The following is a 24,812-nucleotide window of genomic DNA, read 5'->3' as shown; positions in this document are numbered from 1 at the left end:
TATTCATTTTGCCTACATCGAAAAAACACCGACTATCAAAATAATTTAAATCAATTAGTAAAATTAAACAGCTATTGCTTGTTTTGTGAAAACATCAACATGCGTAACTTTTTAATAATTTATTTTATATTTTTTGTAAGTATTCCTTTTGCCAGAGCTCAACAAAGTGACCAATTCAGAGTTTCAGGTACTATCATTGAAAAAGGAAGTAAAGAACCAATCGTTGGAGCCTCTATTTCATGGAATAATGGGAAAGAAGGTGTAATAGCTGATATAAATGGTCAATTTTCTTTTAATTTAAAAGAAGGTACTCATAAAATCATTATATCTGCAGTTGGTAAAAAGACCATTGAAAGAAATCTTAAAGTTTCTCGAAATATTAATTTGAATTTTCAGATGGTTGAGGATGTACAGCAGCTATCTGAAATTACCGTTAGGTCAAGTGGTGATGTTTCCAATCTGAAATCAGCTTCAATGGGTATTGAACGGATGTCAATCAAATCTATCAAGGAAATTCCACCTATGATGGGAGAAGTTGATGTCATAAAAAGCATAATTACATTGCCTGGGATTAGTTCAATCGGTGAAGGATCAGGAGGTATTAATGTAAGAGGAGGTTCTGTGGGACAAAATCTAGTTTTGTTAGATGGTGCTCCAATTTTCTTTACTTCTCATCTATTTGGTTTTTTCTCAGTCTTCAATCAGGATGTTATAGAGGATGTTACTCTTTATAAAGGCAGTATACCAGCACGATATGGAGGTAGAATTTCTTCTGTACTATCAGTTGAAACGCAAGATCCTATTAAAGATTCATTAAATATCAGTGGTGGAGCTGGAATAATTTCCAGTAGATTAACCCTTCAGACACCTATAATTAAGGATAAATTAGGTTTTATGTTATCTGGAAGAACAACCTATTCTGACTGGATAATTAAGGCTGTAAATAATCCTCAAATTGAGAATAGTTCAGCATCATTTTACGACTTGAATTCAAAATTAAGTTGGAAAATATCAGATAATAGTAGGATTAGCTATTCAATATATCATGGTGCTGATGAGTTTGCATTTTCTGCAGATACCACCTATCGTTATGGAAATATTTCATCTACCTTAAAGTACCAACAGGAAATAAATGAAATTTTTAATTTAACTAGCTTAGCGACCTACTCTAACAACTTTTCGCAAGTCAATGGAAATTTCAGTAATCAGGAATTTGTATTAGATATAGGAAGTGAAAATCGTGCTGCCAAAATATATTTAGGGGCTGATTTACCCAGTCATTATATAGAATGGGGTGCTGAATTTAATGAATATCAATTGAACCCTGGTGATTTAAGGCCTAATGGACAAGAGTCGATAATTATAGCCAAAGAGCTAGAGCTAGATAGGGGAAGAGAATGGGTTTTTTTTATTGAAGATAACTTCAATTATGGAGATTTTAAATTCATAATTGGTGCTAGGTATAGTTTATTCAATAAGATAGGCGAATATACTATCTACGAATATGGCAATAATAGTACTAAGTCACCTCAAAATGTAGTGGAAACAACGCTGTATGAGAGTAATGAAATTATCAATGGTTATGGGGGGATTGAACCCAGATTTTCTGTCAATTATGAGTTATCTGAAACAAAATCTTTAAAGTTTGGCTATCAGCGAACAAGGCAATATATGCATTTAATTGCAAATAATGCTGCTGTCGTCCCAACTGATATTTATAAATTGAGTAATCCAAATATCAAACCGCAAATAGGTGATCAAGTATCCTTAGGTTATTTTCAAAACTTTCAAAATGGCTTGTTTGAAACTTCCACTGAAATATATTATAAAAACACTCAAAATTCTATTGACTATAAAGAAGGAGCTAATCTTTTATTAAATGAATTTGTAGAAACTCAATTAGTTAATGGAAATGGCTATTCATATGGAGCTGAATTTTCTATCAATAAAACTAAGGGGGATTTCTCTGGTAGGTTAAGCTATACTTACTCACGTTCCCTATTTCAAGCTTCAGGTGAATTTGAAGAAGAAAAAATAAATGATGGAGAGATGTACCCTGCTTACTTTGATAAACCACACGATTTAACCACAATATTTACATATAAAATGGATAAGGAATGGAGTGTAAGTGCTAATTTCACCTACAGTACAGGAAGGCCAGTAAGTATTCCAATAAGTAAATATGATATTGGTGATGTTTCTGTAGCTGAATTTTCAAAGCGTAATCAATATAGAATACCGGATTACCATAGGCTTGATTTGTCATTAAACTGGGATCCTGATAATACTGGTCAGAAAATTGATAGTAGTTGGACTGTAGGATTATATAATGTTTATGGTCGAAAAAATCCTTTTTCTGTCTTCTTCAGAGATAGAAATGGAGCTCCACCACAGGGTTATCAATTAGCTATTTTAGGTATTCCATTTCCTTCTGTAACCTATAACTTTAATTTCTAATATGTTGAAAAAATTAATCACAATTATACTCGTTTTCACCTTATTTTCAGCATGCATTGATCCATTAGAAGTTGAAATTAAGAATGATGGTACGAGTTTAGTTGTCTATGCTGAAGTAACAGATCAGTTAGAGAATTATACAGTACAATTAAGCAGAACTTCAAACTACGAATCTGGTCAACCTGAAAAAGAAACTAATGCCCTTGTGGAGGTTATTGACTCAAAGGGTAATCAATATCAATTTGCAGAAGAAAAACCAGGTATTTATAAATCTTGTCCTGCCGAATTTGTAGGTGAGGTTAATGAATCATACAAGCTAAGAATCAGTACGCAAGATGAAAAGGTATATGAATCAAGTTTTGAAAAAATAATGCCAACTGGTGAAGTAGAATCAGTTTATTTTAATAAAGAAAAAGTATTTGAATTAGTTGACGGACGGTCTAGGCCTATCACTGGATTGAAGTTTTATTGTGATTTTAAAGATACTCCAGATCAAGATTTTTTTAAAATAGATTGGGAAGGTACTTTTCAATTCAAATCGGCACCTCAAGATAGTTTACATGAATACTGCTGGAGGATGGAATCATCCACATTAGATATTAATCTTTATGATGATTCCTTTACAAATAACAGTCTTAAAGAAAAATTTGAAATTACTTTCCTTGAAAAAGGTTATAGATTTGTTACTGACTATAGTTTTCAAGTGCAATTAAAATCAATGAATGCTGGTGCATATAATTTTTGGAGACTTGTTGAGCAACAATACAATAATGATGGATCGATCTTTTCCGCTTTACCTGCCCAAATTGGTAGTAATATAAAATGTATTACAAATCAGGAAGAAAATGTATTAGGATATTTTATGACTTCTGCTGTCTCGAGTAAAAGAGTTAGAGTTTCTCCTTATGATATAGATTCACCAAATAGTGTGATATCTGGTTGTAGACCTTTTAGACCAAATGATCCAATACAAGATTACTGTTATGATTGTTCGTTATATCCTAACAGTGTAAGTGAAAAGCCTGCATATTGGTAGTAGCGATCAAAAATTATTTTTTATTTTATCAGCTATTTTGCTTAGTTCTTCTTCACTTGGATTTAATTTTTCTTTATTGAAGTTGATATCGTTCATTGAGTTTAGAGGAACTAAATGAACATGTACATGAGGAACTTCTAATCCTATTACAGCTACTCCTATTCTTTTACATTCTACTGATGCCTCAATTGCTTTTGCAACTTCCTTTGCAAATAAATGCAATCCTGAAAGTACATCATCATTCAGATCAAAAATATAATCAATTTCTTGTTTAGGCACTACTAGTACATGGCCTTCAACCAATGGATTGATATCTAAAAAAGCTATATAGTTATCATTTTCAGCAACTATATGTCCTGGTATTTCTCTATTAATTATTTTAGTGAATATACTTGCCATTTTAATGTGGGGTTAAAGATTTGCTAGCTCTAAAAAAATTCATTAGAGCCAGCAAAAGAATATATTACAGACTAATATCTAAAATTTCAAATTCCATTTTACCTGCAGGGGCATCAACTTCTGCAATATCACCTACTTTTTTGCCCATTATTCCTTTTCCAATTGGCGATTTGATAGATATTTTACCTTCTTTCAAATTAGCTTCTTCTTCTGAAACCATAGTGTAAGTCACTTCCATACCATTCTTTTTGTTCTTAATCTTGGCTTTAGTTAAAAGTCCAACTTTAGAAGTGTCCACATCAGACTCCTTGATTACTCTTGCATTGGCCACAACGGTTTCCAATTTATTTATTTTCATTTCAAGTAAACCTTGAGCCTCTTTAGCAGCATCATATTCTGCATTCTCGCTTAAGTCTCCTTTGTCCCTTGCTTCTGCAATGTCAGCAGAGGCTTTAGGTCTTTCCACGGTTTTTAAATGATGGAGCTCTTCCTTCATTTTTCTTAAACCTTCTTCTGTGTAGTATGATACTTTACTCATCGTTATTAAAAATTGAGATTTCTATAAAATAAAAAACGGCACAGTTTTGCATGAGCCGTCTATCTTGTTTCTAAATATTTATACAAATATATAAGAAATTAACATTGAAAACAAGATGAAGAAGCTAACGTTCTATTTACCTAAAAGTTCAGGATATTTCTCTTGAATCTCACTTTTGATGTCATCATCAAGCTCAGCCAAGTAAAGGGTTTTTACAGATTTTAATTGCTCGGCAGTAATACCTTCAGCACCTTTCAAATTAGCTTTATAAAGGCTGGCTTCATCAAAAGAGGCTCCAGTAAGATGACAATTACTTAAATCTGCTTCCATTAAATAAGCGTTTGAAAAATCAGATTTTATTAAAAATGCATTCTTGAAATTAGCTTTGATCAAAAAAGTATCTTTAAAATTTGCACCACTTGCAAAAGCGCCCTCAAAATTTGCTTGATTCATTTTAGCATTTTCAAAATTTGTTTGATTTGCTCTAGTGCCTGAAAAATTGCATTCTATTGCATTGGCATGACTAAAATTAGAGGAGTTTAAATTTGAACCACGCAAATCAACATGACTCATATTTGTTTTTGTTAAATGGCAATTCACCAAATTGATTTCCGTGATTTTATGCCGGTTTAATCTTTTAATATTACCTACGGTTCTAAATGCAGCTTCTTCTGATTCCCATTGACGGAAATCATCAATTTCATCTTTATACATTTTGATTCTAAGCTGTTTTTCACCGTTTTCTCTAAGCCAATAAATTAAAATACCGATTATGGCTATGTCGAAAAGCATACCATGCGCTTCCGCTAATACTTCCTTAAAGAAACCTCTGAAATCATCTAAATAGTAGGGCAAACTCAAACCTAATACTAAAATAGCTAGAAAAGCAAGAACGATAACGGAAGTTAGAATTGGCTTCTTCGTTATGTTTTTAATTTTTTCTTCTAATGCGTATTTTAATTCACTTTTACTCATGAGTAGTACTATTGATCAATAGATTTCTGTCCTCTAATTTATAGCTATTTTGTTATTTCTTGGTATTTAAATCTATTATTTGTCTCTTTTTTCGACCAATAATTTAATTTTTTGGCTTAAAACTTTATTTATTTTTTCATATGATTCAATTGACCAACCAGCAATATGAGGAGTGAATATTACCTGCTTTAACTCTGTAAGTTCCTGAAATACAGATAGCTCATTCTGGTTTAGTGAGTTTATTTTTTCATTTTCTAATACATCTAAGGCAGCTCCTTTTATTTTTTTTGATTTTAAAAGGTTTAGTAAATCTTTTAAAATTAATACTTCGCCTCTTGAAGTGTTAATTACATACTCTAATTTTTTAAATTCAGAAAGGAAATCATCATTAACAATGCCCTTGTTTTGAGCATTCATTGGGATATGTAAACTCAAAATTTGAGATTTTTCTTTTAGCATATCTAAGCTGACTTCCTGTACATATTTATTTGAAAAACCTGATTTTTCAGCATCAAATGCTAATATTTCACAACCAAAACTGCTTAACCTTTTAGCAAAAGCTGCCCCCATATTACCAAAGCCTAATAAGCCAACGGTTTTGCCCATCAATTCAACCCCTCTATTTCCCTCTCTATCCCATTTTCCTTCACGCACCTCTTGATCAGCCGTATTGATTTTATTGAAAAGAGATAGCAACATTCCTATTGCATGTTCAGCTAATGCATCTCTATTTCCTTCGGGCGCATTTAGTAGTTGAATGTTTCTTTTATCTAATTCTTCTACTTCAACATTATCTACACCAGCTCCAGCACGAGCTACAAATACAAGTTTATTAGCATTTTTTAGTAATTCAGCATCAATATGCGTTTTACTTCTCACTATTAGTCCCTCATAATTTTCAATTATGGAAATAATTTCCTCACGCTTTATTTTAGGCATATAATCTACTTCTAAGTTGATATCATTCAACAAAGCCGTAATACTTTCATGCATTTCATCTATAATAAGTACTTTCATTTTAATTTTAAATAAGGAAATGAGCTACAGTAAAATATACTAGTAAACCTAATAAATCATTGGCAGTGGTAATAAATGGGCCAGCAGCCAAAGCAGGATTAATTCCTAATTTATCTAACACCAAAGGAGTGACTGTTCCCATAAAAGAAGCTAATAAAACTACGTTAAATAGTGCTATTGAAACTACTATTGCTAATCGTATATCCTGACCTAATATAAGGTTCATTCCCATCACAATTCCAGCAATCACAATTCCATTTAAAATGGCAACTGCCAAAACTTTGAGAATTCTTTTTAGAAAGGAATCATCAAAAACAGATTTGCTAGCCAAACTTTGCAAGACAATGGAAGAGGATTGTATTCCGACATTACCACCAGTTGCTGTAATCAGCGGAATGAAAAATGCCATGGCTGGAACTATTAAAATATCTTCTTCAAAAACGCTTATAAATTGAGCTCCTAAAAGTCCACCAAACATACCTATGATAAGCCAAGGTAAGCGAGCTCTTGTCAGCATCCAAACACTATCATCTTCCTCTACATCTTCAGAAATACCAGCCATCATCTGTCTTTCCTCTTCTGCTAATTCCGTAATTACATCCACGATATCATCAATGGTAATGCGCCCCATCAATTTGCCCTGAACATTCACTACTGGTACTGCATCCAAATCATATTTCCTCATGACTTCTGCAACATCTACTTCATCCATATAGGTTTCTACAGATATCACATCATCATCATATAGGTCTTTTACCTTCAGATGGTCATCGGCCAAAATGATTTTCTTTAAAGAAACTCTTCCCAATAAAACATTTTGATTATCCACCACATAAACAGAGTAGATTTTCTCTACATTTTCAGCCTGTCTTCTGATTTCTTCTATACATTGATTAATAGACCAGTTGACATTGGCTTTGATGAGCTCTTTTGCCATCAAACCACCCGCTACGTCTTCCTCATAGCGTAAAAGATCTAGGATGTTCTTTGCTTTTTCTTTATTTTCCAAAGAAGCAATTACTTCTTCTCTGTCTTTTAATGGCAACTCATTAATGATGTCCACCGCATCATCCGAATCAAGTTCGTTTAGCATTGCAGCTATCTCAGAAGTCTCAAACCCTTTAAGGTATTTGGAACGGTCATCCTCATCCAAGTCATTGATTACTTCAGCACTAACTTGATTCTCTAAAACATCTAATATATATCGAGATTCTTCAGTATCGAACTCTAATAAGATAGTGGAGATATCTGCCGGATTAATTCCTTCTAAAGTGTTTTTGATAAAGTTTTCGTCTCGCTCGTTAATAGCAAGCTGCAATTTTTCCAAATACTCCTTCGAAAGCTCAAATTGGTCAATATGTTCTTTTTCCTCAAGATTCTCCATGGGCAATATGGTTTGTCAATTCCACAAAATCACTAACGGTCAATTGCTCTGCTCGTTTATCCAACAAATCTAATGACTTTATTTCATCGGATAAATTGAAAGTTTTTAAAGCATTACGTAAAGTTTTTCTTCTATTATTAAAGCCTTGCTTTACGACCCTGAAAAACAACTTCTCATCACAGTCTAAAGTTTGAGTTTCGTTTCTTTTCAAACGCAATACTGCAGAAGTCACTTTTGGTGGAGGGTTAAAAACATTGGGAGGCACAGAGAACAGATATTCTACATCATAAAAAGCTTGCAGCAGTACACTTAAAATCCCGTATGTTTTATTGCCTTCTTTTGCAGCAATACGCTCGGCAACTTCTTTCTGTATCATGCCCACAACCTCAGGAATCTGGTTTCTATATTCTAAGACCTTAAAAAATATTTGTGAGGAAATATTGTAGGGGAAATTCCCTATAATTCCGAAAGGCTCTTTATAATAATGCCCTAAATCGATTCTTAAGAAATCCTCTTTTATGATTTTGTCTTTATAATCAGGATATAGATTTTGAAGGTAGTCGACTGATTCTTGGTCAACATCCATAAATAGAAGCTCATATTCAGCTCTATCAATTAAAAAATTACTAAGCACACCTGTGCCAGGCCCAATCTCTAAAAGCTTTTGATAGTTTTTATGCCCGCTTAGGCTTTCTACTATTTTTTGGGCTATATTTTGGTCTTTTAAAAAATGTTGGCCTAAATGTTTTTTCGCTCTAACTCCCTTCATTTTTCAAAGCAGATAAAAAAAAACTAAATTGCACAGAATTTAATCATAATTATTTTCGAATTCGACTTCAAGCGCGTATTTAAGATATGGAAGAACTTACTAAACCTACTATTGCTATTACTATCGGAGATGTAAATAGTATCTCCCCTGAAGTGATCATTAAATCTTTGGAAGACCCGAGAATTATAAAAATGATGACTCCAGTGGTATATGGTTCAGGTAAAATCCTTTCTTATTATAGAAAGGCATTAAATATTCGGGATTTCAATTATTTTCAACTAAAAAAGCTGGAAGAATTGAGCGATAAAAAGCTCAATGTTTTGAATCTGTGGGAAGAAACTGTGAATATCACCATGGGGCAATCTTCCGAAGAAGCTGGAAAATATGCCTTTATAAGTATTAAAAAAGCAGTTGAAGATGCAATGGAAGGGAAAGTTGATGCAATAGTTACAGCGCCTATCAACAAACATAATATCCAATCTGAGGATTTTAAGTTTGCGGGACATACAGAATATCTAGCTCAACAGGCAGGAGTAAAAGATAGCTTGATGTTATTAGTAGATGGAGATTTGAGAGTAGGGGTGGTAACAGGTCATATTCCAATCAAAGAAGTGAGTGAAAAAATAACTGCAGAAAAAATTGATAGTAAACTGGATGTTCTTGAGAAGTCTTTGAAACATGATTTCGGGATTAAAAAACCTAGAATTGCTGTTTTAGGATTAAACCCGCATGCTGGTGATGGTGGTGTGATAGGGAATGAGGAAGAAGAAATGATTAAGCCATTGATTGAAAAAAGGAAAGAAAAAGGGAAGTTAGTATTTGGCCCTTTCCCTGCTGATGGTTTCTTTGGAAATCAACAATATAAAAATTTTGATGCCGTTTTGGCGATGTATCATGACCAAGGCTTAATTCCGTTTAAAACATTGGCTTTTTCAAATGGAGTTAATTTCACAGCTGGATTACCTTTTGTGAGAACTTCACCTGATCATGGTACAGCTTATGATTTAACAGGAAAAGGCTTAGCGGACGAAACTTCTATGCGTCAAGCCTTGTTCTTGGCAATCGATATCATTAAGAATAGAAAAGAATATTCTTAAAGCAGTTTAGTAATATCAAATAATATTTTTATCTTTGCGCTCTTAATTCAGATGGGATGGAAAAGTTGAAGGATTTCGACATTCAGGTTTATAAGCTTGGAATCAAGCAGCATGAATATGAATTTAAAGTAAATTCAGCCTTTTTCAGTGAGTTTGAAGGTGAATTGGTTGAAAGCGGAGAAGTTAAAGTGCAAGCGCTATTAGATAAAAGAGAAAATCTAATGGAGTTGAATTTAGATTTCTCAGGTTATATTGATTTAATCAGTGACAGAAGCTTAGAGCCATTTCAATATCCTATAGAAATCAACAAAAAGTTGTTGTATAAATATGGGGAGGAAGAGCAAGAGTTGGAAGAAGATGTAATGGTCATTACAAAAAACACGCAGGTGATAAATGTAGGGCATTTCATATACGAAACTATTGCTTTGCAGATACCTTTGAAAAAGTTGCATCCAGATGAAATTGAGGAAGACGAAGAGCATAATGACTATGTTTATATAGATGATGCTGAAGAGGAAATTGAGGAAGAGGAAGAAAACATTGACCCAAGATGGGCAGCATTAAAAAATTTGAAAAAAGGAAATAAGAATTAAAATTTAGAATAAAATGGCGCATCCTAAGAGAAAAATATCCAGAACTAGAAGAGATAAAAGAAGGACTCACAAAAAAGGAACGGCAAAATTATTGGCGATTTGTCCTACTACAGGCGAGGCGCATTTGCCACACAGAGCTTTCTGGCATGAAGGTAAACTTTACTACAAAGGTAATGTAGTAATGGAAAAAGAAGTATTGGCTTAATTCAGTCAGTTAAAAATCTTAAAGCTTTGCTTAGCGGCAAAGCTTTTTTTATTGGCTATGTTTTTTGAGAAATTTTTATTTTTGGCATTCTATCATGTTTAAATTTAATTATTCTAAAAAATTTGTTTGTTGATTATTTGCAACCCCATGCATTTCTTAGATTTTTGTCGGGCTTCAAATCAATATTACATATATTAGCAACTGAAATAGCCATAGAAACTACAATCAAAACATGACAAAAATAACTGCAGCTATTACCGGAGTTCATGGGTGGGTGCCTGATTATGTGTTGACCAACAAAGAGTTGGAGACCATGGTAGAAACCAATGATGAATGGATAACATCTCGTACCGGAATAAAAGAAAGAAGAATTCTTAAAGGTGAAAACCAAGGAACTTCAGTAATAGGAACTCAAGCCGTAAAAGGATTACTGGAGAAAACAGGTAACAAAGCAGAAGATATTGATCTATTGATTTGTGCTACTACCACCCCTGATATGCTTTTCCCCGCAACTGCAAATGTGATTAGTAATAATGTTGGAGCTGTAAATGCTTTTAGTTACGATTTACAAGCAGCATGCTCAGGCTTTATTTTTGCTCTTTCTACAGCTTCTCAATTTATTGAAACAGGTAAATACAAGAAAGTAGTGGTAGTAGGAGCTGATAAAATGTCTTCTATTATTGATTATGAAGACAGACAAACTTGCATCATCTTCGGAGATGGTGGAGGGGCAGTTTTACTTGAGCCCGACACTGAAGGTTACGGAATAAAAGATTCAATTCTACATACTGATGGTTCTGGCGAACAATTTCTTCATATGAAAGCAGGAGGTAGTAGAAAACCTGCTTCACATCAAACCTTAGATGCTCGTGAGCATTATGTTTATCAAGAAGGCAGTCAAGTTTTTAAATTTGCCGTTACCAATATGGCAGAGGTGGCTGCAGATATCATGGCTAAAAATAATTTAACTTCTGATGACGTAGCATGGCTAGTACCTCATCAAGCAAATAAACGAATTATTGATGCTACGGCAAACCGAATGGGAGTGAGTTCCGATAAGGTAATGCTTAATATCCATAAATATGGAAACACTACAAGTGGTACAATCCCGTTATGTTTATGGGAGTATGAGAGTCAGATGAAAAGAGGAGATAACATCGTTTTGGCTGCCTTTGGTGGTGGATTTACTTGGGGCTCCGTTTATATTAAATGGGCTTACGATTCTAAATAATTTTATTAAATTAAAGTTTACAATATATGGCAGATACTTCTGATTTTAAAAATGGTCTTTGCATAGAATATAATCATGATTTATTCACAATAGTTGAATTTCAGCATGTGAAGCCGGGTAAAGGACCAGCTTTTGTAAGGACTAAATTGAAAAGTCTTACAACAGGAAAAGTATTGGATAATACTTTTACTTCTGGTCATAAAGTCACTACAGCAAGAATAGAAAGAAGACCGCATCAGTTTTTGTATAAAGATGACATAGGTATGCACTTCATGGATACCGAAACTTTTGAACAAATTTCTATACCAGACGAAGTAATAGAAAATGTGGATTTATATAAAGAAGGTCAGGAAGTGGATATTCTAATCCATGCAGAAACTGAGAAACCCTTAAGTTGTGAGTTACCGCCTTTCGTAGAAATGAAAGTAACATATACAGAACCAGGAATTAAAGGGGATACTGCAACAAATGCCACCAAGCCAGCAACTGTAGAAACAGGTGCTGAAATTAAAGTACCTTTGTTCATCGATCAAGATGAACTTATTAAAGTAGATACTAGAACCCGTTCTTATGCGGAAAGGGTGAAAAATAAATAATAATTTAAAAATTTTGACTTTTAACTAAACCAACAGCTATGAAAGCGAAAGAGATTCAAGACCTAATTGATTTTATTTCTAAATCCGGATTGGATGAAGTAAATATAGAAACTGAAGAATTTAAAATTAAAGTTAAAAAGAATACGGAAGCTAAAGTGATTCAATCGGCAGCACCGGCTCCGCAACCTGCAGCAGCACCAGCTCCTTCACCAAGCCCAGCTCCAGCAGCCCCAGCACCAAGTGCAGGTGGAGAAGAAAAATCTGCCGCTTCTGATGATGATAAATATGTAGCTATCAAATCACCAATGATTGGTACATTCTATAGAACGCCAAATCCTGACAACCCTGCTTTCGTAAATGTAGGAGATTCAGTAAAAGCTGGTGATACAGTGTGTATAGTTGAAGCAATGAAATTATTCAATGAAATTGAGTCAGATATTTCTGGTAAAATTGTGAAGATTTTGGTAGATAATGCAACACCTGTTGAATACGATCAACCATTATTCTTAGTGGATCCTTCTTGATAGGTTTAAGAAATCAAGAATTACTCAATGTTTCATTAAAATAAAGAAATCGTGTTTAAAAAGATATTAATTGCCAATAGAGGTGAAATAGCTTTGCGAATCATCAGAACTTGCAAAGAAATGGGAATCAGCACAGTGGCAGTTTATTCCACAGCTGATAAAGACAGTTTGCATGTTCGCTTTGCGGATGAAGCCGTTTGCATCGGCCCAGCTGCCAGTAAGGATTCGTATTTAAATATTCCAAATATTATTTCTGCAGCGGAAATTACTAATGCAGATGCCATTCATCCAGGTTATGGATTTTTATCCGAAAATGCCGAATTTTCAAAAATATGCGGTGAATATGGTATTAAATTCATTGGTGCTGACCCAGAAATGATCAGCAAAATGGGGGATAAAGCTACTGCAAAAGCTACTATGAAAGCTGCAGGAGTTCCTACTATTCCTGGTTCTGAAGGATTATTAGAATCCATCGAAGAAGGTAAGAAAATTGCCAAAGATATGGGGTACCCTGTAATACTAAAAGCCACAGCAGGTGGTGGAGGTAAAGGGATGCGTATCGTAAACAATGAAGAAGAGTTTAAGAAAGCTTGGGATTCAGCTCGTCAAGAAGCTGGGGCATCTTTCGGAAACGAAGGACTTTATTTAGAGAAATTTGTTGAAGAGCCTCGCCATGTTGAAATTCAGGTTGTGGGCGATAAGAACGGTAAGGCCTGTCACTTATCTGAAAGAGATTGCTCTATCCAAAGAAGGCATCAAAAATTGATTGAAGAAACGCCTTGTCCGGTAATGACAGATGAATTGCGTGACGCAATGGGAAAGGCGGCAATTGCAGGTGCGGAAGCTGTTGGATATGAAGGTGCCGGTACAATCGAATTCCTTTTAGATAAGCATAATAATTTCTATTTCATGGAAATGAATACGCGTATTCAAGTTGAGCATCCTATCACTGAAGAAGTAACAAATTTTGATTTAATAAAGGAGCAAATTAAAGTAGCTGCCGGAATGACTATTTCTGGAGAAAACTACTTCCCGCAACTTTTTGCAATGGAATGTAGAATTAATGCAGAAGATCCTGCAAATGGTTTCAGACCAAGCCCAGGTAAAATCACGAATCTTCATTTGCCAGGCGGCCATGGAGTAAGGATTGATAGCCATGTTTACGCAGGTTATACTATTCCTCCATTCTATGATTCAATGATTGCCAAATTGATCGTTTCAGGTCAATCTCGAGAAGAAGTGATGGTAAGAATGAAGAGAGCTTTGAGTGAATTTGTAATTGAAGGGGTGAAGACTACCATTCCATTCCATATTGAAATGATGGACAATGAGATTTTTAAATCTGGTAATTTCACTACTAAGTTTTTGGATGATTATGATTTCACTAAATTGAAAAGTGTTAAGTAAATAAATCCTAATTTATACATATGACAAAGCAAGCCGGAATATTGACTTTATTAAGTTTCCTGCTTGCTTTTTCTGTTTCAGGGCAAGATGATTCCACTTTCACTAAGTTTGCCGGAATTAGTTTTGGAGCTAGTATACCCAAAACAGATTTAGAACCTTCCTATAAAAAACCAGGAGTTCAACTTTCTGCATTTATGCAGTTTACCCCAAATCGTTGGTTAAATGTTGGGTTTTGGTTTAGTGCTGGAGAGGTTCAATCCGAAAATCGAGAAGTACGTTTTTTTGACCAAAGCGAATTTCAAATTAATGATTTTGCCATAACAAATTACCAGTCATTGCATGTTGAGCCTAGTATTCACCTCATCAAAAATCCAAATTATTCTATTTATTTGTCTCAAGGCTTTGGATTCATGCGATTTGCAGTTTATGATAGAGAAAATGTGAATTTAGCTGATCAGCTGGATAGCCGCTCTTCTGGAGAGGATTATTCAAATTTCACAGTTTTATTGCCTACCACTCTCAATGCCTATTATTTTTTGCCAAATGATTTTGGAATCCAGCTTAGAACAGGATTTTTAAATCCTCAAACAGATTATTTGGATAATATTTCTACTTTCGGAAATTCTGAAAACAATGATAATATTTTTATTCTTCAATTGTCAATTATAAAACGTTTCACATTTAAAAATTCCGATGATGAAAAATAGCCTTATTTTACTTTTTGTAGTTGTCGTTGCATTTTCATGCCAAAACGAAAAGAAATCAAGTGAAATCAAAAGAGTTGACAGACCTGAATCTAGTATTTTAAAGGGTGTTTATGTACCTTCTGGGAAAGACGTTTTCTTTACATCAGGTTTAGTTAGCGAAGTTTTGAATCCAGATGCTCCTGAAGGGGATATGTCTAAATATGGAGATACTTACCAGCAAAGTATTGGTACTTTAAAGAGAATAAAAGAAACCATTGAGGCAGAAGGTTATAGCATGAATGATGTATTCTTCCTAAGAGTGTACTTAGCACCTGATGAAATGGGAAAAATTGATTGGGATGCTTGGTTTAAAGCTTATGGGGAGTATTTTAATAATGATGAAAATCCCAACAAAGTAGCACGATCAACTATTGGTGTTTACAAATTAGCTCGTCCTGAATTATTGGTTGAGGTGGAGGCTGTTGCGGCCAAATAGATTATTTTAACATCTCTTTATTTCGCTCATATAGCACTTGCATTATCCCATCTTTTAATCCGCTATCTGGTACAATAATACTTGGAGATTTTGACCAAACCATCGCATTAATATAAATGTCTAATGCGGGAATGATGACATCAGCCCTATCTGGATTCAACTGTAATTTGTTGATTCTTTCATCCATATCAAAGTTTTTGATATAAGCCTGTGTCTCCTTAACTTTTTTTAGGCCGATGGGCTTCCCAGCTTTTTTACCTGCCAAATCCTGCACTTTATTGATGTTTCCACCTGTTCCTATAGCATGAATTTTAACTGATTTTTTGATCACTTTTTGCTCAATCCAATTCTTCATTTCATCCCACATATGATGGGAGCTATCTGTTTCCAAGTGTCTTACCGAACCAATTCTAAATGATTTGGACAATAGTTTTTCATTATTCTCATAGAAATTGAACTCGGTACTTCCACCACCCACATCGATATGTAAGTAAGCTTTATCATCCATATAGGGGAATATAGCTTTATTGATCATATATGCTTCCTTATCACCGTCAATAATGTCTATTTCTAAATCTAATTCTGCTTTAACTTGATCAATTAAATATTTTCCATTTTCAGCTTCACGCATAGCAGAAGTGGCACAGCCCATATAATCATCTACTTCATATAAATCAATGAGTATTTTAAAGGCTTGCATTAATTTAAGGAACTTAACCTTTGATTGTTCGCTGATTCTTCCTGTAGTAAAGACATCTTGTCCTAATCTAAGTGGGAAACGAACATATTCCAGCCTTTTGAAAGTAATATTACCTTGGTATTGCGTTACTCTGGTTAATTGAATTCTGATGGCATTGGATCCAATGTCAATAGCTGCTAATTTTAACATACCCAAAAAAACAAAAAATAGATGGAATAGTATATATCTTATAAGGCAAAAAGTTTAGAAAGCACTTAATTATTTGTGTTTTCATTTTTTGTAAGGATAATAAATATCCATTATGATATATTCTAAAAATATATTTATATTTGTTATTGGTAAAATATTATGAAGAGAGCACTCCTTATATCGATTCTATTAATGTTAGGCGCAGAGCTTTTTGCGCAAAGTTTCTATTCCAATCGAATAAATAGACGTTGGATGGCTACTGGTGGGCTTGGTTATGCAAGAAGTTTGGGTGATTTGACCAATCCTGGTTCTTATTTTGATACAAAACTTAATATTGTTGGAGGATTACAATACCGATTTACGAACAGGATTCAAGCAGGTGTAAATCTTATGGCTTTTCAACTTTCAGGAGATGATCAAGATATAGATCCTGAGCTAAACACAAGGTCAAGAGGATTGTCATTTGTATCTAATAATCTAGAATTAAGTGCAACAGGGACTATTTCACTATTTCCAACAGCTAATCGATTTACTCAGAGGAGATTGATTAATCCTTATATAGTTGCTGGGGTGGGAGTTTTATTATTCGATCCAAGAGCTGAAGTGCCTGAATTTGCATATATTGGAGGAGATACAATTAGAGCACCCAGAGCAGGCGAGATGGTTTCTTTAAGGCAATACCAGACAGAAAGACCTAATACGTATGGTCGATTTGCTATGGTTATTCCCGTTGGAGTTGGTGTTAGGGTAAAAGTAACTGATTTCATAGATGTGACAGCCCAAATAAGTAACCGAATTACTTTTAATGATTATTTGGATGATGTAAGTGGGAGGTTCTATCCAGACGAGGATTTATTTGATTTAACTGTTCCTGAAGATGTAACAGCGGCAGCATTATCTGATCCTACTGGAACAAGTCGGAACAATGTAAGAGGTAATCCAGATAGTAATGATTATTATTTGATTTTTAATGTAAGAGCTGAATTTTACATTCAAGGAGAATTCTTAAATAGAGTTTTTGGTGTAGGTGGTAAGCAATACAATATTAAGCCTAGAAGACGTGGAGGTGGCCTTTTTAATTTTGGTGGTAGAAGAAGGTAAAAAATATTTATTTTATTGATAAAAATAGAAAGGGGAGCAATTTATCGTTCCCCTTTTTATCTTGTGGCTCAGGATTGTGTTACTTGGACGTTCAGTATTAACCTAACGTCATCTCCAACCACTACTCCACCAGCCTCAGTTACGGCATTCCATGTTAAGCCAAATTCTTTTCTGTTGATTTTACCAGTAATTTCAAAACCTGCTTTGTTTTGTCCATATCCATCAACCATAGAACCACCATATTCTACATCTAAAGTGATTGGTTTAGTATTATCCTTAATGGTTAAATCTCCCATTAATTTATAATTATTACCAGATTTAGTTAATTTTCCATTAGTAAATTTGATGTAAGGAAATTTTTCAGCATCAAAGAATTCAGCTGATTTAAGGTGGTTATCTCTGTCAGTTACGTTTGTATCAATGCTAGCAGATTCTAATTGAAACTCAGCTTTTGCACCATCAAAATCATCATTATCGGATTCTAAGCTTCCTTCAAATTTGTTAAATTGACCTGTTACAGTTGAAATTACCAAGTGCTTTATTTTAAATTGTACTTCACTGTGGGTTGGATCGATATTCCATTTAGTTGCCATAATTGTTATTTATATTAAGTTCAATGCTGTCCTAAATAATTTAAAATTGCGATAAAAGCCTACTTCTACTGCTGTTTAGTCCAGCTTTATCCATAATCAGGAAAAAGGTCCCCCTGTACGCCTTGATTTTGTACTTTGGGCGGATCCTCAAAGGGTTTGTCCAGCCATTTTTGAAGTTTTATTTTAACAAACACGTTAAGCCTGATAAATGCCACCAAATTAGAAAGGTACCAGTTGTATTTCGCTTGGTGCTTCATTACTTTAAGTAGAAGTATGGTAATAAGGGCAGTCCATATCTGTATCATAACAGCATTTTCAGAAGTACCAATGAAAGTTTTGATATGTAGCAACTGTTTAATATCCCTGAAAAACACCTCTATTTCCCATCTTGACTTGTAGAGGTCACCTATGGTTTGAGCCGCCCATTTAAAATTATTGGTGATGATCTCAATGGTTTGCTGATTTTCATCGTCCCATACTGCCACTCTTCTAAGCTTATCAGGGTATTTTTTCTTTGATTGGTAACCGGTGAGGATTATTTCTTCATCCTTTAAGATATGCTGTGCTGTGTTGTTGGGCAGTTCTCTTTCCTTCACCATTTCAAATTTAAGGTTCCCCTTGTGCCTGATCACGAAGTTTACCCCTTTGCTGTCCCAAATGTTGAGCATGGGGAAATCATTATAATATCTGTCAGCCACGATCACTGAGCCTTTCTCCAGAGGGATATCATAAGCCCCTTTGTTATCGCCCACGCTACCCTCGGTAATATTGACATAAACAGGCAGTTTACCGTCATAATCCAGTAATGTGTGCATTTTTACAGCCCCCTTTTTGGTGCGGAAAGTAGCCCAGTCAAATACTGACAGACATAGACTGATTACAGTGGAGTCCAACAGGTAAACCGGGACTTTTATTTTGAGCTTTGTTCGCTTTACACCTATCTGCTGTCCTAAAGAATTAAGCAAACTGTAATAGAGGTCTTTGAACAAACTAGCATCTCTACGCTTGTTTTGATAACTTATACTTGACTTTGAAGGGGCTTGTTCAACACCTAGATGATTCAGGTTACCTGTTGCCGAACGCATGCCGTTGGATATATCTCTGACCGAAGTAGCCTTGGCAAAATGACAGAACAACATAGAGACTAGATGTGTCCAACTGTTAAATCCTTTATTGGCTTTATCGGTCTGTTTTCCCCTAGCTAAATTATTGAATTTTGAACGGTCAATTTTTTTAATAATCTGTGCAAAAAGTGTAATATTGCTCATGAGGGGTTTTGTGGTTTTTGTGTCAACCCAAAATTAATATTTTGGGATAAAACTTAAACCCCTCTCTTTATTTAGGACGCTATTGTATTAAGTTTTAAAAAATATATGTATTAACATTAAACGTAGGTACATATAAATAAGTTCTTGTATATATAAAATAAAAAATGAGCTTCATCACAATATTGTCATAGGTTAAGAATACAATTAGTAACTTGCAGTTTTTAGTGATGAAAATAGAATTTATGACTGAAGAAGAGAGACTACAATTGAAAGAAAAGATGGAAGCCAAACTAGTAGAATTAAAAGCTTCCATAAAGGAGTTGAAGGAAGCAAGTAAGCCGCAAGGATTGGATAATGCAGTAGGAAGATTGAGCCGAATGGATTACATTAATAATAAAGCGATTAGTGAATCACAAATCCAGAAAGCAGAAAGTGAATTAAATGGCTTAAAAAGATGGCTTTCAATTTATGATTCTCCAAAATTTGGTAAATGTTCGAGCTGTGGAAACGAAATCAATATAAATAGATTATTGTTGATGCCTGCTAGTTCAAGATGTATTAGGTGTGCTAATCTTTAAAATTTAAATGAAAGTAGCTATTATAAAATATAATGCTGGCAATATTAAGTCGGTGATGTTGGCATTAAAGCGATTAGGTATAGAAGGAAATTTAACAGATAATCCTGATGAAATTTTGGCTGCGGATAGGGTGATTTTTCCAGGACAAGGAGAAGCTAAATCAGCTATGAAATATCTGAGGGAAAGAGGTCTCGATAAAGTGATTCAATCTATAGAAAATCCTTTTTTAGGTATTTGTTTAGGATTACAATTATTGTGTAGTCATTCAGAGGAAGGTGATACAGAATGCTTAGGGATTTTTAATGCAAAAGTGAAAAAGTTTCCGGATGACTTAAAAGTCCCTCATATGGGATGGAACATTGGAAGCTTATCAGAGGATATTATTTTTCAAGGAATAAAATCACCTGCATATTTCTATTTTGTGCATTCCTATTATGCTGAAGTGTGTACTCAAACAATTTCTCAAACGGAATATATGTTGCCTTTCAGTAATGTTTTAAAGAAAGATAATTTCTATGCCATACAGCCTCACCCCGAAAAAAGTGCAGAGGCTGGCCAACAGTTTTTAAAGAATTTTTTATTCGAATTATAAGATGATGCATATAATACCGGCCATTGATATTATAGATGGAAAATGTGTTCGCCTTACAAAGGGTGATTACAATCAAAAAACAGAGTACAATGACAATCCTTTGGAAGTAGCAAAGGAATTTGAAGCAGCTGGAATCCAGAGATTACATTTGGTAGATTTAGACGGTGCAAAAGCTAAAAAAGTAGTGAATTTGGAGGTGCTGAAATCAATAGCTAATAATACTAATTTGACTATAGATTTTGGTGGAGGTGTTCAAAGTACTGAAGATTTGAAAGCGGTCTTTGATGCTGGTGCTAACCAAATAACTGGAGGAAGTATTGCGGTAAAAAATGAAGCTTTATTTACCGAATGGATTGAGGAATTTGGTGGTGAAAAGATCATATTGGGTGCAGATGTGAAAGCTGAACATATAGCGATCCATGGATGGCAAGAGAGCTCAGAAAAACATATTTTTGATTTCTTGGAGCATTATTTAGCAAAGGGACTGAAATATGTGATTTGCACGGATGTTTCTAAAGATGGTGCTTTGCAAGGTACTTCTAATCAATTGTATCAAGATATATTAGATAGATTTCCCGATGTCAAATTAATAGCAAGTGGTGGAGTAAGTAAATTAGAAGACCTCTATACATTGGAAAAAATGAATGTTTATGGTGTTATTGTGGGGAAAGCTATATATGAAAAGAGAATAAACTTATCAGATTTAAAGCAGTTTCAATAGTATGCTGACTAAAAGAATAATTCCTTGTTTAGATATCAAAAATGGTCGTACCGTAAAAGGTGTCAATTTTTTAGAGTTAAGAGATGCAGGTGACCCTGTTGAGCTGGCTAAAATTTATGCTGAAGAAGGCGCAGATGAATTAGTGTTTTTGGACATTACCGCTACCAATGAAAAAAGGAAAACATTGGTAGAGCTGGTTGAAAAAGTAGCAGAAGCCATTAATATTCCATTCACAGTAGGTGGTGGAATAAGTACTGTGGAAGATGTTTCTGTTCTTTTAGCTGCAGGAGCTGATAAAGTATCAGTTAATTCAGCAGCAGTTCGAAATCCGCAAATCATAAAGGAGATGGCGGATGAATTTGGCTCGCAGTGTATAGTTGTGGCAGTAGATTCCAGAAAAGTAGGAGATAGAAATATAGTGCATACTCATGGTGGTTCAAAACCAACTGAACTGGAAACAGAAGCTTGGATTCAAAAAGCAGTCAAATTAGGCGCAGGTGAAATTTTATTGACTTCCATGGATCATGATGGTACTAAAGCGGGTTTTGCGAATGAGTTATTGTCCAAAATATCATCTTTAGTGAATGTTCCAGTGATTGCTTCGGGCGGTGCTGGGAATATGCAACATTTTTGTGATACCTTTACAAATGGGAAATCCGATGCGGCTTTAGCTGCCAGTATATTTCATTTTAAAGAAATTGGAATTCCTGAATTAAAAACATTTTTAAAGAATAAAAATATACCTACAAGAATCTAATCTTTAGATTTTAATAATTTTAGATATGCAAAATCCCGATTTTTCAAAAGGTGAAAATGGTTTACTTCCTGCTATCATTCAAGATTCCATAACAGGCAAAGTCTTAATGTTAGGCTACATGAATGAAGAGGCTTTAGAAAAAACCCAGTTAACCGGAAAGGTTACTTTTTATAGCAGATCAAAGGAAAGACTATGGACAAAAGGGGAGTCATCCTCCAATTACCTTCATTTGGTGGATATATCTTTGGATTGTGACCAAGATACTTTTTTAATTAAAGCAAGACCTGATGGCCCAACTTGCCACACAGGCGCTGATACTTGCTGGAATGAGAAAAATGAAGGGATTGGTTTCATCAATCAGTTAGAAGCAGTAATTGAAGGAAGGAAAAATGGAGATAGTGAAAAATCTTATGTAAAGAGTTTATTTGACAAAGGCATCAATAAAATTGCTCAAAAAGTGGGAGAGGAAGCTGTTGAGGTTGTAATAGAAGCCAAAGATGATAATGAAGAATTATTCTTAAATGAATCGGCTGACCTATTATTTCATTATCTGATTTTATTGCAAGCTAAAGGCTATAAATTACAGGATGTGATAAAAATATTAGAAGAAAGGCATCGTTAGGAATAAAAGTAATGACATGAAATTCAAGAGTTTACAAGTGCTGTTAGCCTTTATGGCATTAACATTTTTTTCTTGTGAAGAAGATGCTGTAAATAATGATGATTGTAATCTTGAATCTAGGATCTGCACAGAAGAATTCAGGTTAATTTTACTTGAAATCACTACTCCACAGGGAGAACCAGTTGTTTTGGATGATTTTTATACTTTCCTTGATTCCAGGAAAAAGTTTGAATTTGATTTAGATGATTTTCAACTTGGGAGTGGTACTTACCCTGTAATTACTGACGCGGAACTAGAAGAATTAAATAGAGAAGGAACGACTTTTATTTTTGTAGGAGAAAAAGATGGAAAAAATTTGGTTGAGCATCAAATGGTGATCGGGCATGATTGTTGTCATGTTCAATTGATTGAAGGAGATAATAAAATTGTAATTGAGGAGTAATGAAAAATCTATTTATAATATTCTGCTTTTTTTCTTTAGCAGCAACTTGTCAAGACCAGAATAAAAGTGCAAAAGATAATCCTTGTGAGCCAGACATAATCTGCACTATGGAATTCAAGGTGTTGAAATTGCAAATTTTAGATCAAGAGGGTAATCCAGTTCAATTAGATAGCTATTATACAGAATTTCAAGATTTTAATGTTACTATTGATGAAGAGTTAACACAATTAGAAGAAGGTTTTTATCCAATTGCTACAGATGGAGAAATGGACAGTGTTAATTTTGAAGGTAGAGAAGCTACTTTTTTTGGAATTAAAAATGGGGATACAATTGTAAAGCACAAAGTGGTTATAGGCAAAGATTGTTGTCATATTCTCCTTATTGAAGGAGAGCAGAAAATCACGCTCTAAGGTGTTTATTTATAAAACTGAGCTACTTCCTCTAAGCCTTTCCTTTCGAGCTTAGGGACATAAGTTTCTTCAGCTGGATAGCCAACTGGTAATAATAAATAGGGCCTTTCGTTTTTAGGTCTTTCTAGAATCTCAGTTAAAAAATTCATAGGGCTAGGCGTATGAGTCAGTGTTGCTAAACCAGCTTGGTGAATAGCAGCAATTAAAAATCCACAAGCAATTCCAACTGATTCATTTACATAATAATTAGTTTTCTTTTGTCCTTCTTCCTCATCATAAATCTTTTTAAAAACCACTATGATGTACGGAACAGTTTCTAGAAATGGCTTTTCCCAATCTGTGCCAATAGGCTCCAAATCCTTTAGCCACTGCTCGCTCATTCGGTTTTGATAGCTTTCATATTCTTCTTTTTCTGCTGCTTCTCTAATTTTACTTTTAAGATCAGGATTTGAAATGATGCAGAATGTCCAAGGTTGTTTGTGAGCGCCAGATGGTGCTGTAGAAGCTGTTTTTACTATATTTTCTATAACTTCCTTAGGAATGTTTTGCTTTGAAAAATCCCGTACTGATCTACGCTTATTCATTGATAAATAGAATTCCTCACTTTTTATACTTACCGTCTCTACCTCACTTTTGTCATTTTTTAGTAGAATATGTGTGTGACCATTTATTAATTTTTCCTTCATAGTTGCATCTCTTTCAGTGCCTTTTCCAAATCCTCAGGTGCATCAATTCCAATAGTTTCTATTGGAGTAATTGCTGTTCTTATTCTAAATCCATTTTCTATCCATCGTAATTGCTCTAAAGATTCAGCCAGCTCTAAAGGAGTAGGTGATAGGGTTACTAATTTAGCTAATATATCAACCCTATAAGCATAGATACCAATATGTTTGTAATGCTGATGGCTTTTCATCCAGTCGTCAGTAGGAATGTTACGCATGTGTGGTATTGGGGAACGAGAGAAATAGAGGGCTAATCCACTATCTGCTTTAAGTGCTTTAATGACATTAGGATTTTGAAGATCTTCTAAATCATCTATATTTTTAATTAAAGTAGCAATTTCAGTTTTTCTATTTAGCACACTAGCTAATAAAGCAATTTGTTCTGGATCAATAAAAGGTTCATCTCCTTGAATGTTAATTACGAAATCATAACTACCACCATCTAATTTTAATGCTTCATGACATCTTTCGGTTCCATTTTTATGATCTGAACTTGTCATATAAACTTCATGCCCAAGTCCTTTTACATGATCAAATATTCGGTCATCATCAGTGGCTACAACTACTTTTTTTAGTACGGGGCTTTTTTTACATTGCTCCACTACTCTTTGGATCATGGTCTTCCCACCTATATCCACTAAAGGCTTTCCAGGAAATCTGGTTGAGGCGTATCGCGCTGGGATAATTCCTATTATGTCCATATTTTT

General features: G+C 34.4%; 30 protein-coding genes. 19 read left to right on the top strand and 11 right to left on the bottom strand.

Translation table 11 applies throughout. From position 1 onward, the window contains the following. Positions 1-99: 99 nt before the first annotated feature. Positions 100-2,457 (top strand): carboxypeptidase-like regulatory domain-containing protein, encoded by a 2,358-nt coding sequence (locus tag ABWH96_RS17780; RefSeq protein WP_375578849.1) that lies wholly within the window; start codon positions 100-102, stop codon positions 2,455-2,457. A 1-nt stretch (position 2,458) separates the two neighbouring features. Continuing rightward, positions 2,459-3,493, top strand: coding sequence for a DUF4249 domain-containing protein (locus tag ABWH96_RS17775; protein WP_375578848.1), 1,035 nt, complete (start codon positions 2,459-2,461; stop codon positions 3,491-3,493). A gap of 6 nt (positions 3,494-3,499) precedes the next feature. Here ABWH96_RS17775 and ABWH96_RS17770 read toward each other — a convergent pair whose 3' ends face one another. From ABWH96_RS17770 to rsmA, 6 genes are all read right to left on the bottom strand, one after another. Next, on the bottom strand, positions 3,500-3,892 hold the full coding sequence (locus ABWH96_RS17770) for an HIT family protein (protein WP_375578847.1): 393 nt from the start codon (positions 3,890-3,892) through the stop codon (positions 3,500-3,502). 64 nt (positions 3,893-3,956) lie between these two features. Next, the gene (gene greA, locus ABWH96_RS17765) at positions 3,957-4,430 is read right to left on the bottom strand and encodes a transcription elongation factor GreA (protein ID WP_085516658.1); all 474 of its coding nucleotides are present in this window, start codon (positions 4,428-4,430) and stop codon (positions 3,957-3,959) included. A gap of 132 nt (positions 4,431-4,562) precedes the next feature. Next, positions 4,563-5,405 carry a pentapeptide repeat-containing protein gene (locus tag ABWH96_RS17760; protein ID WP_375578846.1) on the bottom strand — a complete coding sequence of 281 codons (843 nt, stop codon included), beginning with the start codon at positions 5,403-5,405 and terminating at the stop codon, positions 4,563-4,565. Between the two features lie 75 nt (positions 5,406-5,480). Further along, the gene (locus tag ABWH96_RS17755; protein WP_375578845.1) at positions 5,481-6,422 is read right to left on the bottom strand and encodes an NAD(P)-dependent oxidoreductase; all 942 of its coding nucleotides are present in this window, start codon (positions 6,420-6,422) and stop codon (positions 5,481-5,483) included. Between the two features lie 7 nt (positions 6,423-6,429). Further along, positions 6,430-7,806 carry a magnesium transporter gene (gene mgtE, locus ABWH96_RS17750; RefSeq protein WP_375578844.1) on the bottom strand — a complete coding sequence of 459 codons (1,377 nt, stop codon included), beginning with the start codon at positions 7,804-7,806 and terminating at the stop codon, positions 6,430-6,432. Beyond that, the gene (rsmA, locus tag ABWH96_RS17745) at positions 7,793-8,575 is read right to left on the bottom strand and encodes a 16S rRNA (adenine(1518)-N(6)/adenine(1519)-N(6))-dimethyltransferase RsmA (RefSeq protein ID WP_375578843.1); all 783 of its coding nucleotides are present in this window, start codon (positions 8,573-8,575) and stop codon (positions 7,793-7,795) included. Before rsmA ends, mgtE begins: the two co-directional genes overlap by 14 nt. A gap of 86 nt (positions 8,576-8,661) precedes the next feature. Between rsmA and pdxA the strand changes: the two genes are divergently transcribed. The 9 genes from pdxA (at position 8,662) to ABWH96_RS17700 (ending at position 15,410) form a co-directional block, all read left to right on the top strand. Then, entirely contained in the window at positions 8,662-9,672 is a 1,011-nt protein-coding gene (gene pdxA / locus ABWH96_RS17740; protein ID WP_013455312.1) for a 4-hydroxythreonine-4-phosphate dehydrogenase PdxA, read from the top strand. 56 nt (positions 9,673-9,728) lie between these two features. Then, positions 9,729-10,265, top strand: a complete 537-nt coding sequence (locus ABWH96_RS17735) for a DUF177 domain-containing protein (RefSeq protein WP_375578842.1) — start codon at positions 9,729-9,731, stop codon at positions 10,263-10,265. Positions 10,266-10,278: 13 nt separating this feature from the next. Continuing rightward, positions 10,279-10,470 carry a 50S ribosomal protein L32 gene (gene rpmF, locus ABWH96_RS17730; protein ID WP_013455314.1) on the top strand — a complete coding sequence of 64 codons (192 nt, stop codon included), beginning with the start codon at positions 10,279-10,281 and terminating at the stop codon, positions 10,468-10,470. Positions 10,471-10,702: 232 nt separating this feature from the next. Beyond that, positions 10,703-11,701, top strand: a complete 999-nt coding sequence (locus ABWH96_RS17725; protein ID WP_375578841.1) for a beta-ketoacyl-ACP synthase III — start codon at positions 10,703-10,705, stop codon at positions 11,699-11,701. Positions 11,702-11,727: 26 nt separating this feature from the next. After that, positions 11,728-12,297: an elongation factor P gene (efp, locus tag ABWH96_RS17720; RefSeq protein ID WP_375578840.1), complete on the top strand. Its 570-nt coding sequence runs from the start codon at positions 11,728-11,730 to the stop codon at positions 12,295-12,297. A 38-nt stretch (positions 12,298-12,335) separates the two neighbouring features. Further along, positions 12,336-12,821 carry an acetyl-CoA carboxylase biotin carboxyl carrier protein gene (gene accB / locus ABWH96_RS17715; protein ID WP_375578839.1) on the top strand — a complete coding sequence of 162 codons (486 nt, stop codon included), beginning with the start codon at positions 12,336-12,338 and terminating at the stop codon, positions 12,819-12,821. Positions 12,822-12,872: 51 nt separating this feature from the next. After that, on the top strand, positions 12,873-14,228 hold the full coding sequence (gene accC, locus ABWH96_RS17710; RefSeq protein WP_375578838.1) for an acetyl-CoA carboxylase biotin carboxylase subunit: 1,356 nt from the start codon (positions 12,873-12,875) through the stop codon (positions 14,226-14,228). Between the two features lie 20 nt (positions 14,229-14,248). Then, positions 14,249-14,935 carry a hypothetical protein gene (locus ABWH96_RS17705; RefSeq protein ID WP_375578837.1) on the top strand — a complete coding sequence of 229 codons (687 nt, stop codon included), beginning with the start codon at positions 14,249-14,251 and terminating at the stop codon, positions 14,933-14,935. Next, entirely contained in the window at positions 14,922-15,410 is a 489-nt protein-coding gene (locus tag ABWH96_RS17700) for a RidA family protein (RefSeq protein ID WP_375578836.1), read from the top strand. Before ABWH96_RS17705 ends, ABWH96_RS17700 begins: the two co-directional genes overlap by 14 nt. A gap of 1 nt (position 15,411) precedes the next feature. Here the strand turns inward: ABWH96_RS17700 and ABWH96_RS17695 are convergent, their stop codons facing one another. Then, positions 15,412-16,299, bottom strand: coding sequence for a Ppx/GppA phosphatase family protein (locus tag ABWH96_RS17695; protein ID WP_375578835.1), 888 nt, complete (start codon positions 16,297-16,299; stop codon positions 15,412-15,414). 159 nt (positions 16,300-16,458) lie between these two features. On the opposite strand from ABWH96_RS17695, the gene ABWH96_RS17690 reads away from it, so the two are divergent. Further along, positions 16,459-17,400 (top strand): hypothetical protein, encoded by a 942-nt coding sequence (locus ABWH96_RS17690; protein ID WP_375578834.1) that lies wholly within the window; start codon positions 16,459-16,461, stop codon positions 17,398-17,400. 68 nt (positions 17,401-17,468) lie between these two features. On the opposite strand, the gene ABWH96_RS17685 is transcribed toward ABWH96_RS17690, so the two are convergent. Next, positions 17,469-17,993: a YceI family protein gene (locus ABWH96_RS17685; RefSeq protein WP_375578833.1), complete on the bottom strand. Its 525-nt coding sequence runs from the start codon at positions 17,991-17,993 to the stop codon at positions 17,469-17,471. 86 nt (positions 17,994-18,079) lie between these two features. Continuing rightward, on the bottom strand, positions 18,080-19,261 hold the full coding sequence (locus ABWH96_RS17680) for an IS4 family transposase (protein ID WP_375578832.1): 1,182 nt from the start codon (positions 19,259-19,261) through the stop codon (positions 18,080-18,082). Positions 19,262-19,503: 242 nt separating this feature from the next. On the opposite strand from ABWH96_RS17680, the gene ABWH96_RS17675 reads away from it, so the two are divergent. From ABWH96_RS17675 to ABWH96_RS17645, 7 genes are read left to right on the top strand one after another with little or no spacing between them, the layout of a single operon-like run. Beyond that, positions 19,504-19,839 carry a TraR/DksA family transcriptional regulator gene (locus ABWH96_RS17675; RefSeq protein ID WP_375578831.1) on the top strand — a complete coding sequence of 112 codons (336 nt, stop codon included), beginning with the start codon at positions 19,504-19,506 and terminating at the stop codon, positions 19,837-19,839. Between the two features lie 7 nt (positions 19,840-19,846). Next, on the top strand, positions 19,847-20,431 hold the full coding sequence (hisH, locus tag ABWH96_RS17670; RefSeq protein WP_375578830.1) for an imidazole glycerol phosphate synthase subunit HisH: 585 nt from the start codon (positions 19,847-19,849) through the stop codon (positions 20,429-20,431). A gap of 4 nt (positions 20,432-20,435) precedes the next feature. Next, positions 20,436-21,152, top strand: coding sequence for a 1-(5-phosphoribosyl)-5-[(5-phosphoribosylamino)methylideneamino]imidazole-4-carboxamide isomerase (gene hisA / locus ABWH96_RS17665; RefSeq protein WP_375581498.1), 717 nt, complete (start codon positions 20,436-20,438; stop codon positions 21,150-21,152). Between the two features lies 1 nt (position 21,153). Next, entirely contained in the window at positions 21,154-21,909 is a 756-nt protein-coding gene (gene hisF / locus ABWH96_RS17660) for an imidazole glycerol phosphate synthase subunit HisF (RefSeq protein WP_375578829.1), read from the top strand. A gap of 25 nt (positions 21,910-21,934) precedes the next feature. Next, positions 21,935-22,531, top strand: a complete 597-nt coding sequence (gene hisIE / locus ABWH96_RS17655; RefSeq protein WP_375578828.1) for a bifunctional phosphoribosyl-AMP cyclohydrolase/phosphoribosyl-ATP diphosphatase HisIE — start codon at positions 21,935-21,937, stop codon at positions 22,529-22,531. 16 nt (positions 22,532-22,547) lie between these two features. Continuing rightward, on the top strand, positions 22,548-22,973 hold the full coding sequence (locus ABWH96_RS17650) for a hypothetical protein (RefSeq protein ID WP_375578827.1): 426 nt from the start codon (positions 22,548-22,550) through the stop codon (positions 22,971-22,973). Then, a complete protein-coding gene (locus ABWH96_RS17645; protein WP_375578826.1) occupies positions 22,973-23,383 on the top strand; it encodes a hypothetical protein in 411 nt (136 codons plus the stop codon). Before ABWH96_RS17650 ends, ABWH96_RS17645 begins: the two co-directional genes overlap by 1 nt. 5 nt (positions 23,384-23,388) lie before the next feature. Here ABWH96_RS17645 and ABWH96_RS17640 read toward each other — a convergent pair whose 3' ends face one another. Both ABWH96_RS17640 and kdsB read right to left on the bottom strand, forming a co-directional pair. Further along, positions 23,389-24,069: a nitroreductase family protein gene (locus ABWH96_RS17640; protein WP_375578825.1), complete on the bottom strand. Its 681-nt coding sequence runs from the start codon at positions 24,067-24,069 to the stop codon at positions 23,389-23,391. Continuing rightward, entirely contained in the window at positions 24,066-24,806 is a 741-nt protein-coding gene (kdsB, locus tag ABWH96_RS17635) for a 3-deoxy-manno-octulosonate cytidylyltransferase (RefSeq protein ID WP_375578824.1), read from the bottom strand. Before kdsB ends, ABWH96_RS17640 begins: the two co-directional genes overlap by 4 nt. Between the last annotated feature and the right edge of the window lie 6 nt (positions 24,807-24,812).

The sequence above is a fragment of the Marivirga tractuosa genome (genome assembly GCF_042140215.1).
Taxonomy (GTDB): domain Bacteria; phylum Bacteroidota; class Bacteroidia; order Cytophagales; family Cyclobacteriaceae; genus Marivirga; species Marivirga tractuosa_A.
The sequence above is the reverse complement of the archived record's forward strand: the minus strand, read 5'-3'. Positions and strand labels throughout refer to the sequence as shown.

Bases quoted from the DNA above. Each gene is read 5' to 3' on its own strand.
- ABWH96_RS17780 (WP_375578849.1), top strand. From the start codon at position 100: ATGCGTAACTTTTTAATAATTTATTTTATATTTTTTGTAAGTATTCCT.
- ABWH96_RS17775 (WP_375578848.1), top strand. From the start codon at position 2,459: ATGTTGAAAAAATTAATCACAATTATACTCGTTTTCACCTTATTTTCA.
- ABWH96_RS17770 (WP_375578847.1), bottom strand. From the start codon at position 3,892: ATGGCAAGTATATTCACTAAAATAATTAATAGAGAAATACCAGGACAT.
- greA (WP_085516658.1), bottom strand. From the start codon at position 4,430: ATGAGTAAAGTATCATACTACACAGAAGAAGGTTTAAGAAAAATGAAG.
- ABWH96_RS17760 (WP_375578846.1), bottom strand. From the start codon at position 5,405: ATGAGTAAAAGTGAATTAAAATACGCATTAGAAGAAAAAATTAAAAAC.
- ABWH96_RS17755 (WP_375578845.1), bottom strand. From the start codon at position 6,422: ATGAAAGTACTTATTATAGATGAAATGCATGAAAGTATTACGGCTTTG.
- mgtE (WP_375578844.1), bottom strand. From the start codon at position 7,806: ATGGAGAATCTTGAGGAAAAAGAACATATTGACCAATTTGAGCTTTCG.
- rsmA (WP_375578843.1), bottom strand. From the start codon at position 8,575: ATGAAGGGAGTTAGAGCGAAAAAACATTTAGGCCAACATTTTTTAAAA.
- pdxA (WP_013455312.1), top strand. From the start codon at position 8,662: ATGGAAGAACTTACTAAACCTACTATTGCTATTACTATCGGAGATGTA.
- ABWH96_RS17735 (WP_375578842.1), top strand. From the start codon at position 9,729: ATGGAAAAGTTGAAGGATTTCGACATTCAGGTTTATAAGCTTGGAATC.
- rpmF (WP_013455314.1), top strand. From the start codon at position 10,279: ATGGCGCATCCTAAGAGAAAAATATCCAGAACTAGAAGAGATAAAAGA.
- ABWH96_RS17725 (WP_375578841.1), top strand. From the start codon at position 10,703: ATGACAAAAATAACTGCAGCTATTACCGGAGTTCATGGGTGGGTGCCT.
- efp (WP_375578840.1), top strand. From the start codon at position 11,728: ATGGCAGATACTTCTGATTTTAAAAATGGTCTTTGCATAGAATATAAT.
- accB (WP_375578839.1), top strand. From the start codon at position 12,336: ATGAAAGCGAAAGAGATTCAAGACCTAATTGATTTTATTTCTAAATCC.
- ABWH96_RS17705 (WP_375578837.1), top strand. From the start codon at position 14,249: ATGACAAAGCAAGCCGGAATATTGACTTTATTAAGTTTCCTGCTTGCT.
- ABWH96_RS17700 (WP_375578836.1), top strand. From the start codon at position 14,922: ATGATGAAAAATAGCCTTATTTTACTTTTTGTAGTTGTCGTTGCATTT.
- ABWH96_RS17695 (WP_375578835.1), bottom strand. From the start codon at position 16,299: ATGTTAAAATTAGCAGCTATTGACATTGGATCCAATGCCATCAGAATT.
- ABWH96_RS17690 (WP_375578834.1), top strand. From the start codon at position 16,459: ATGAAGAGAGCACTCCTTATATCGATTCTATTAATGTTAGGCGCAGAG.
- ABWH96_RS17685 (WP_375578833.1), bottom strand. From the start codon at position 17,993: ATGGCAACTAAATGGAATATCGATCCAACCCACAGTGAAGTACAATTT.
- ABWH96_RS17680 (WP_375578832.1), bottom strand. From the start codon at position 19,261: ATGAGCAATATTACACTTTTTGCACAGATTATTAAAAAAATTGACCGT.
- ABWH96_RS17675 (WP_375578831.1), top strand. From the start codon at position 19,504: ATGACTGAAGAAGAGAGACTACAATTGAAAGAAAAGATGGAAGCCAAA.
- hisH (WP_375578830.1), top strand. From the start codon at position 19,847: ATGAAAGTAGCTATTATAAAATATAATGCTGGCAATATTAAGTCGGTG.
- hisA (WP_375581498.1), top strand. From the start codon at position 20,436: ATGCATATAATACCGGCCATTGATATTATAGATGGAAAATGTGTTCGC.
- hisF (WP_375578829.1), top strand. From the start codon at position 21,154: ATGCTGACTAAAAGAATAATTCCTTGTTTAGATATCAAAAATGGTCGT.
- hisIE (WP_375578828.1), top strand. From the start codon at position 21,935: ATGCAAAATCCCGATTTTTCAAAAGGTGAAAATGGTTTACTTCCTGCT.
- ABWH96_RS17650 (WP_375578827.1), top strand. From the start codon at position 22,548: ATGAAATTCAAGAGTTTACAAGTGCTGTTAGCCTTTATGGCATTAACA.
- ABWH96_RS17645 (WP_375578826.1), top strand. From the start codon at position 22,973: ATGAAAAATCTATTTATAATATTCTGCTTTTTTTCTTTAGCAGCAACT.
- ABWH96_RS17640 (WP_375578825.1), bottom strand. From the start codon at position 24,069: ATGAAGGAAAAATTAATAAATGGTCACACACATATTCTACTAAAAAAT.
- kdsB (WP_375578824.1), bottom strand. From the start codon at position 24,806: ATGGACATAATAGGAATTATCCCAGCGCGATACGCCTCAACCAGATTT.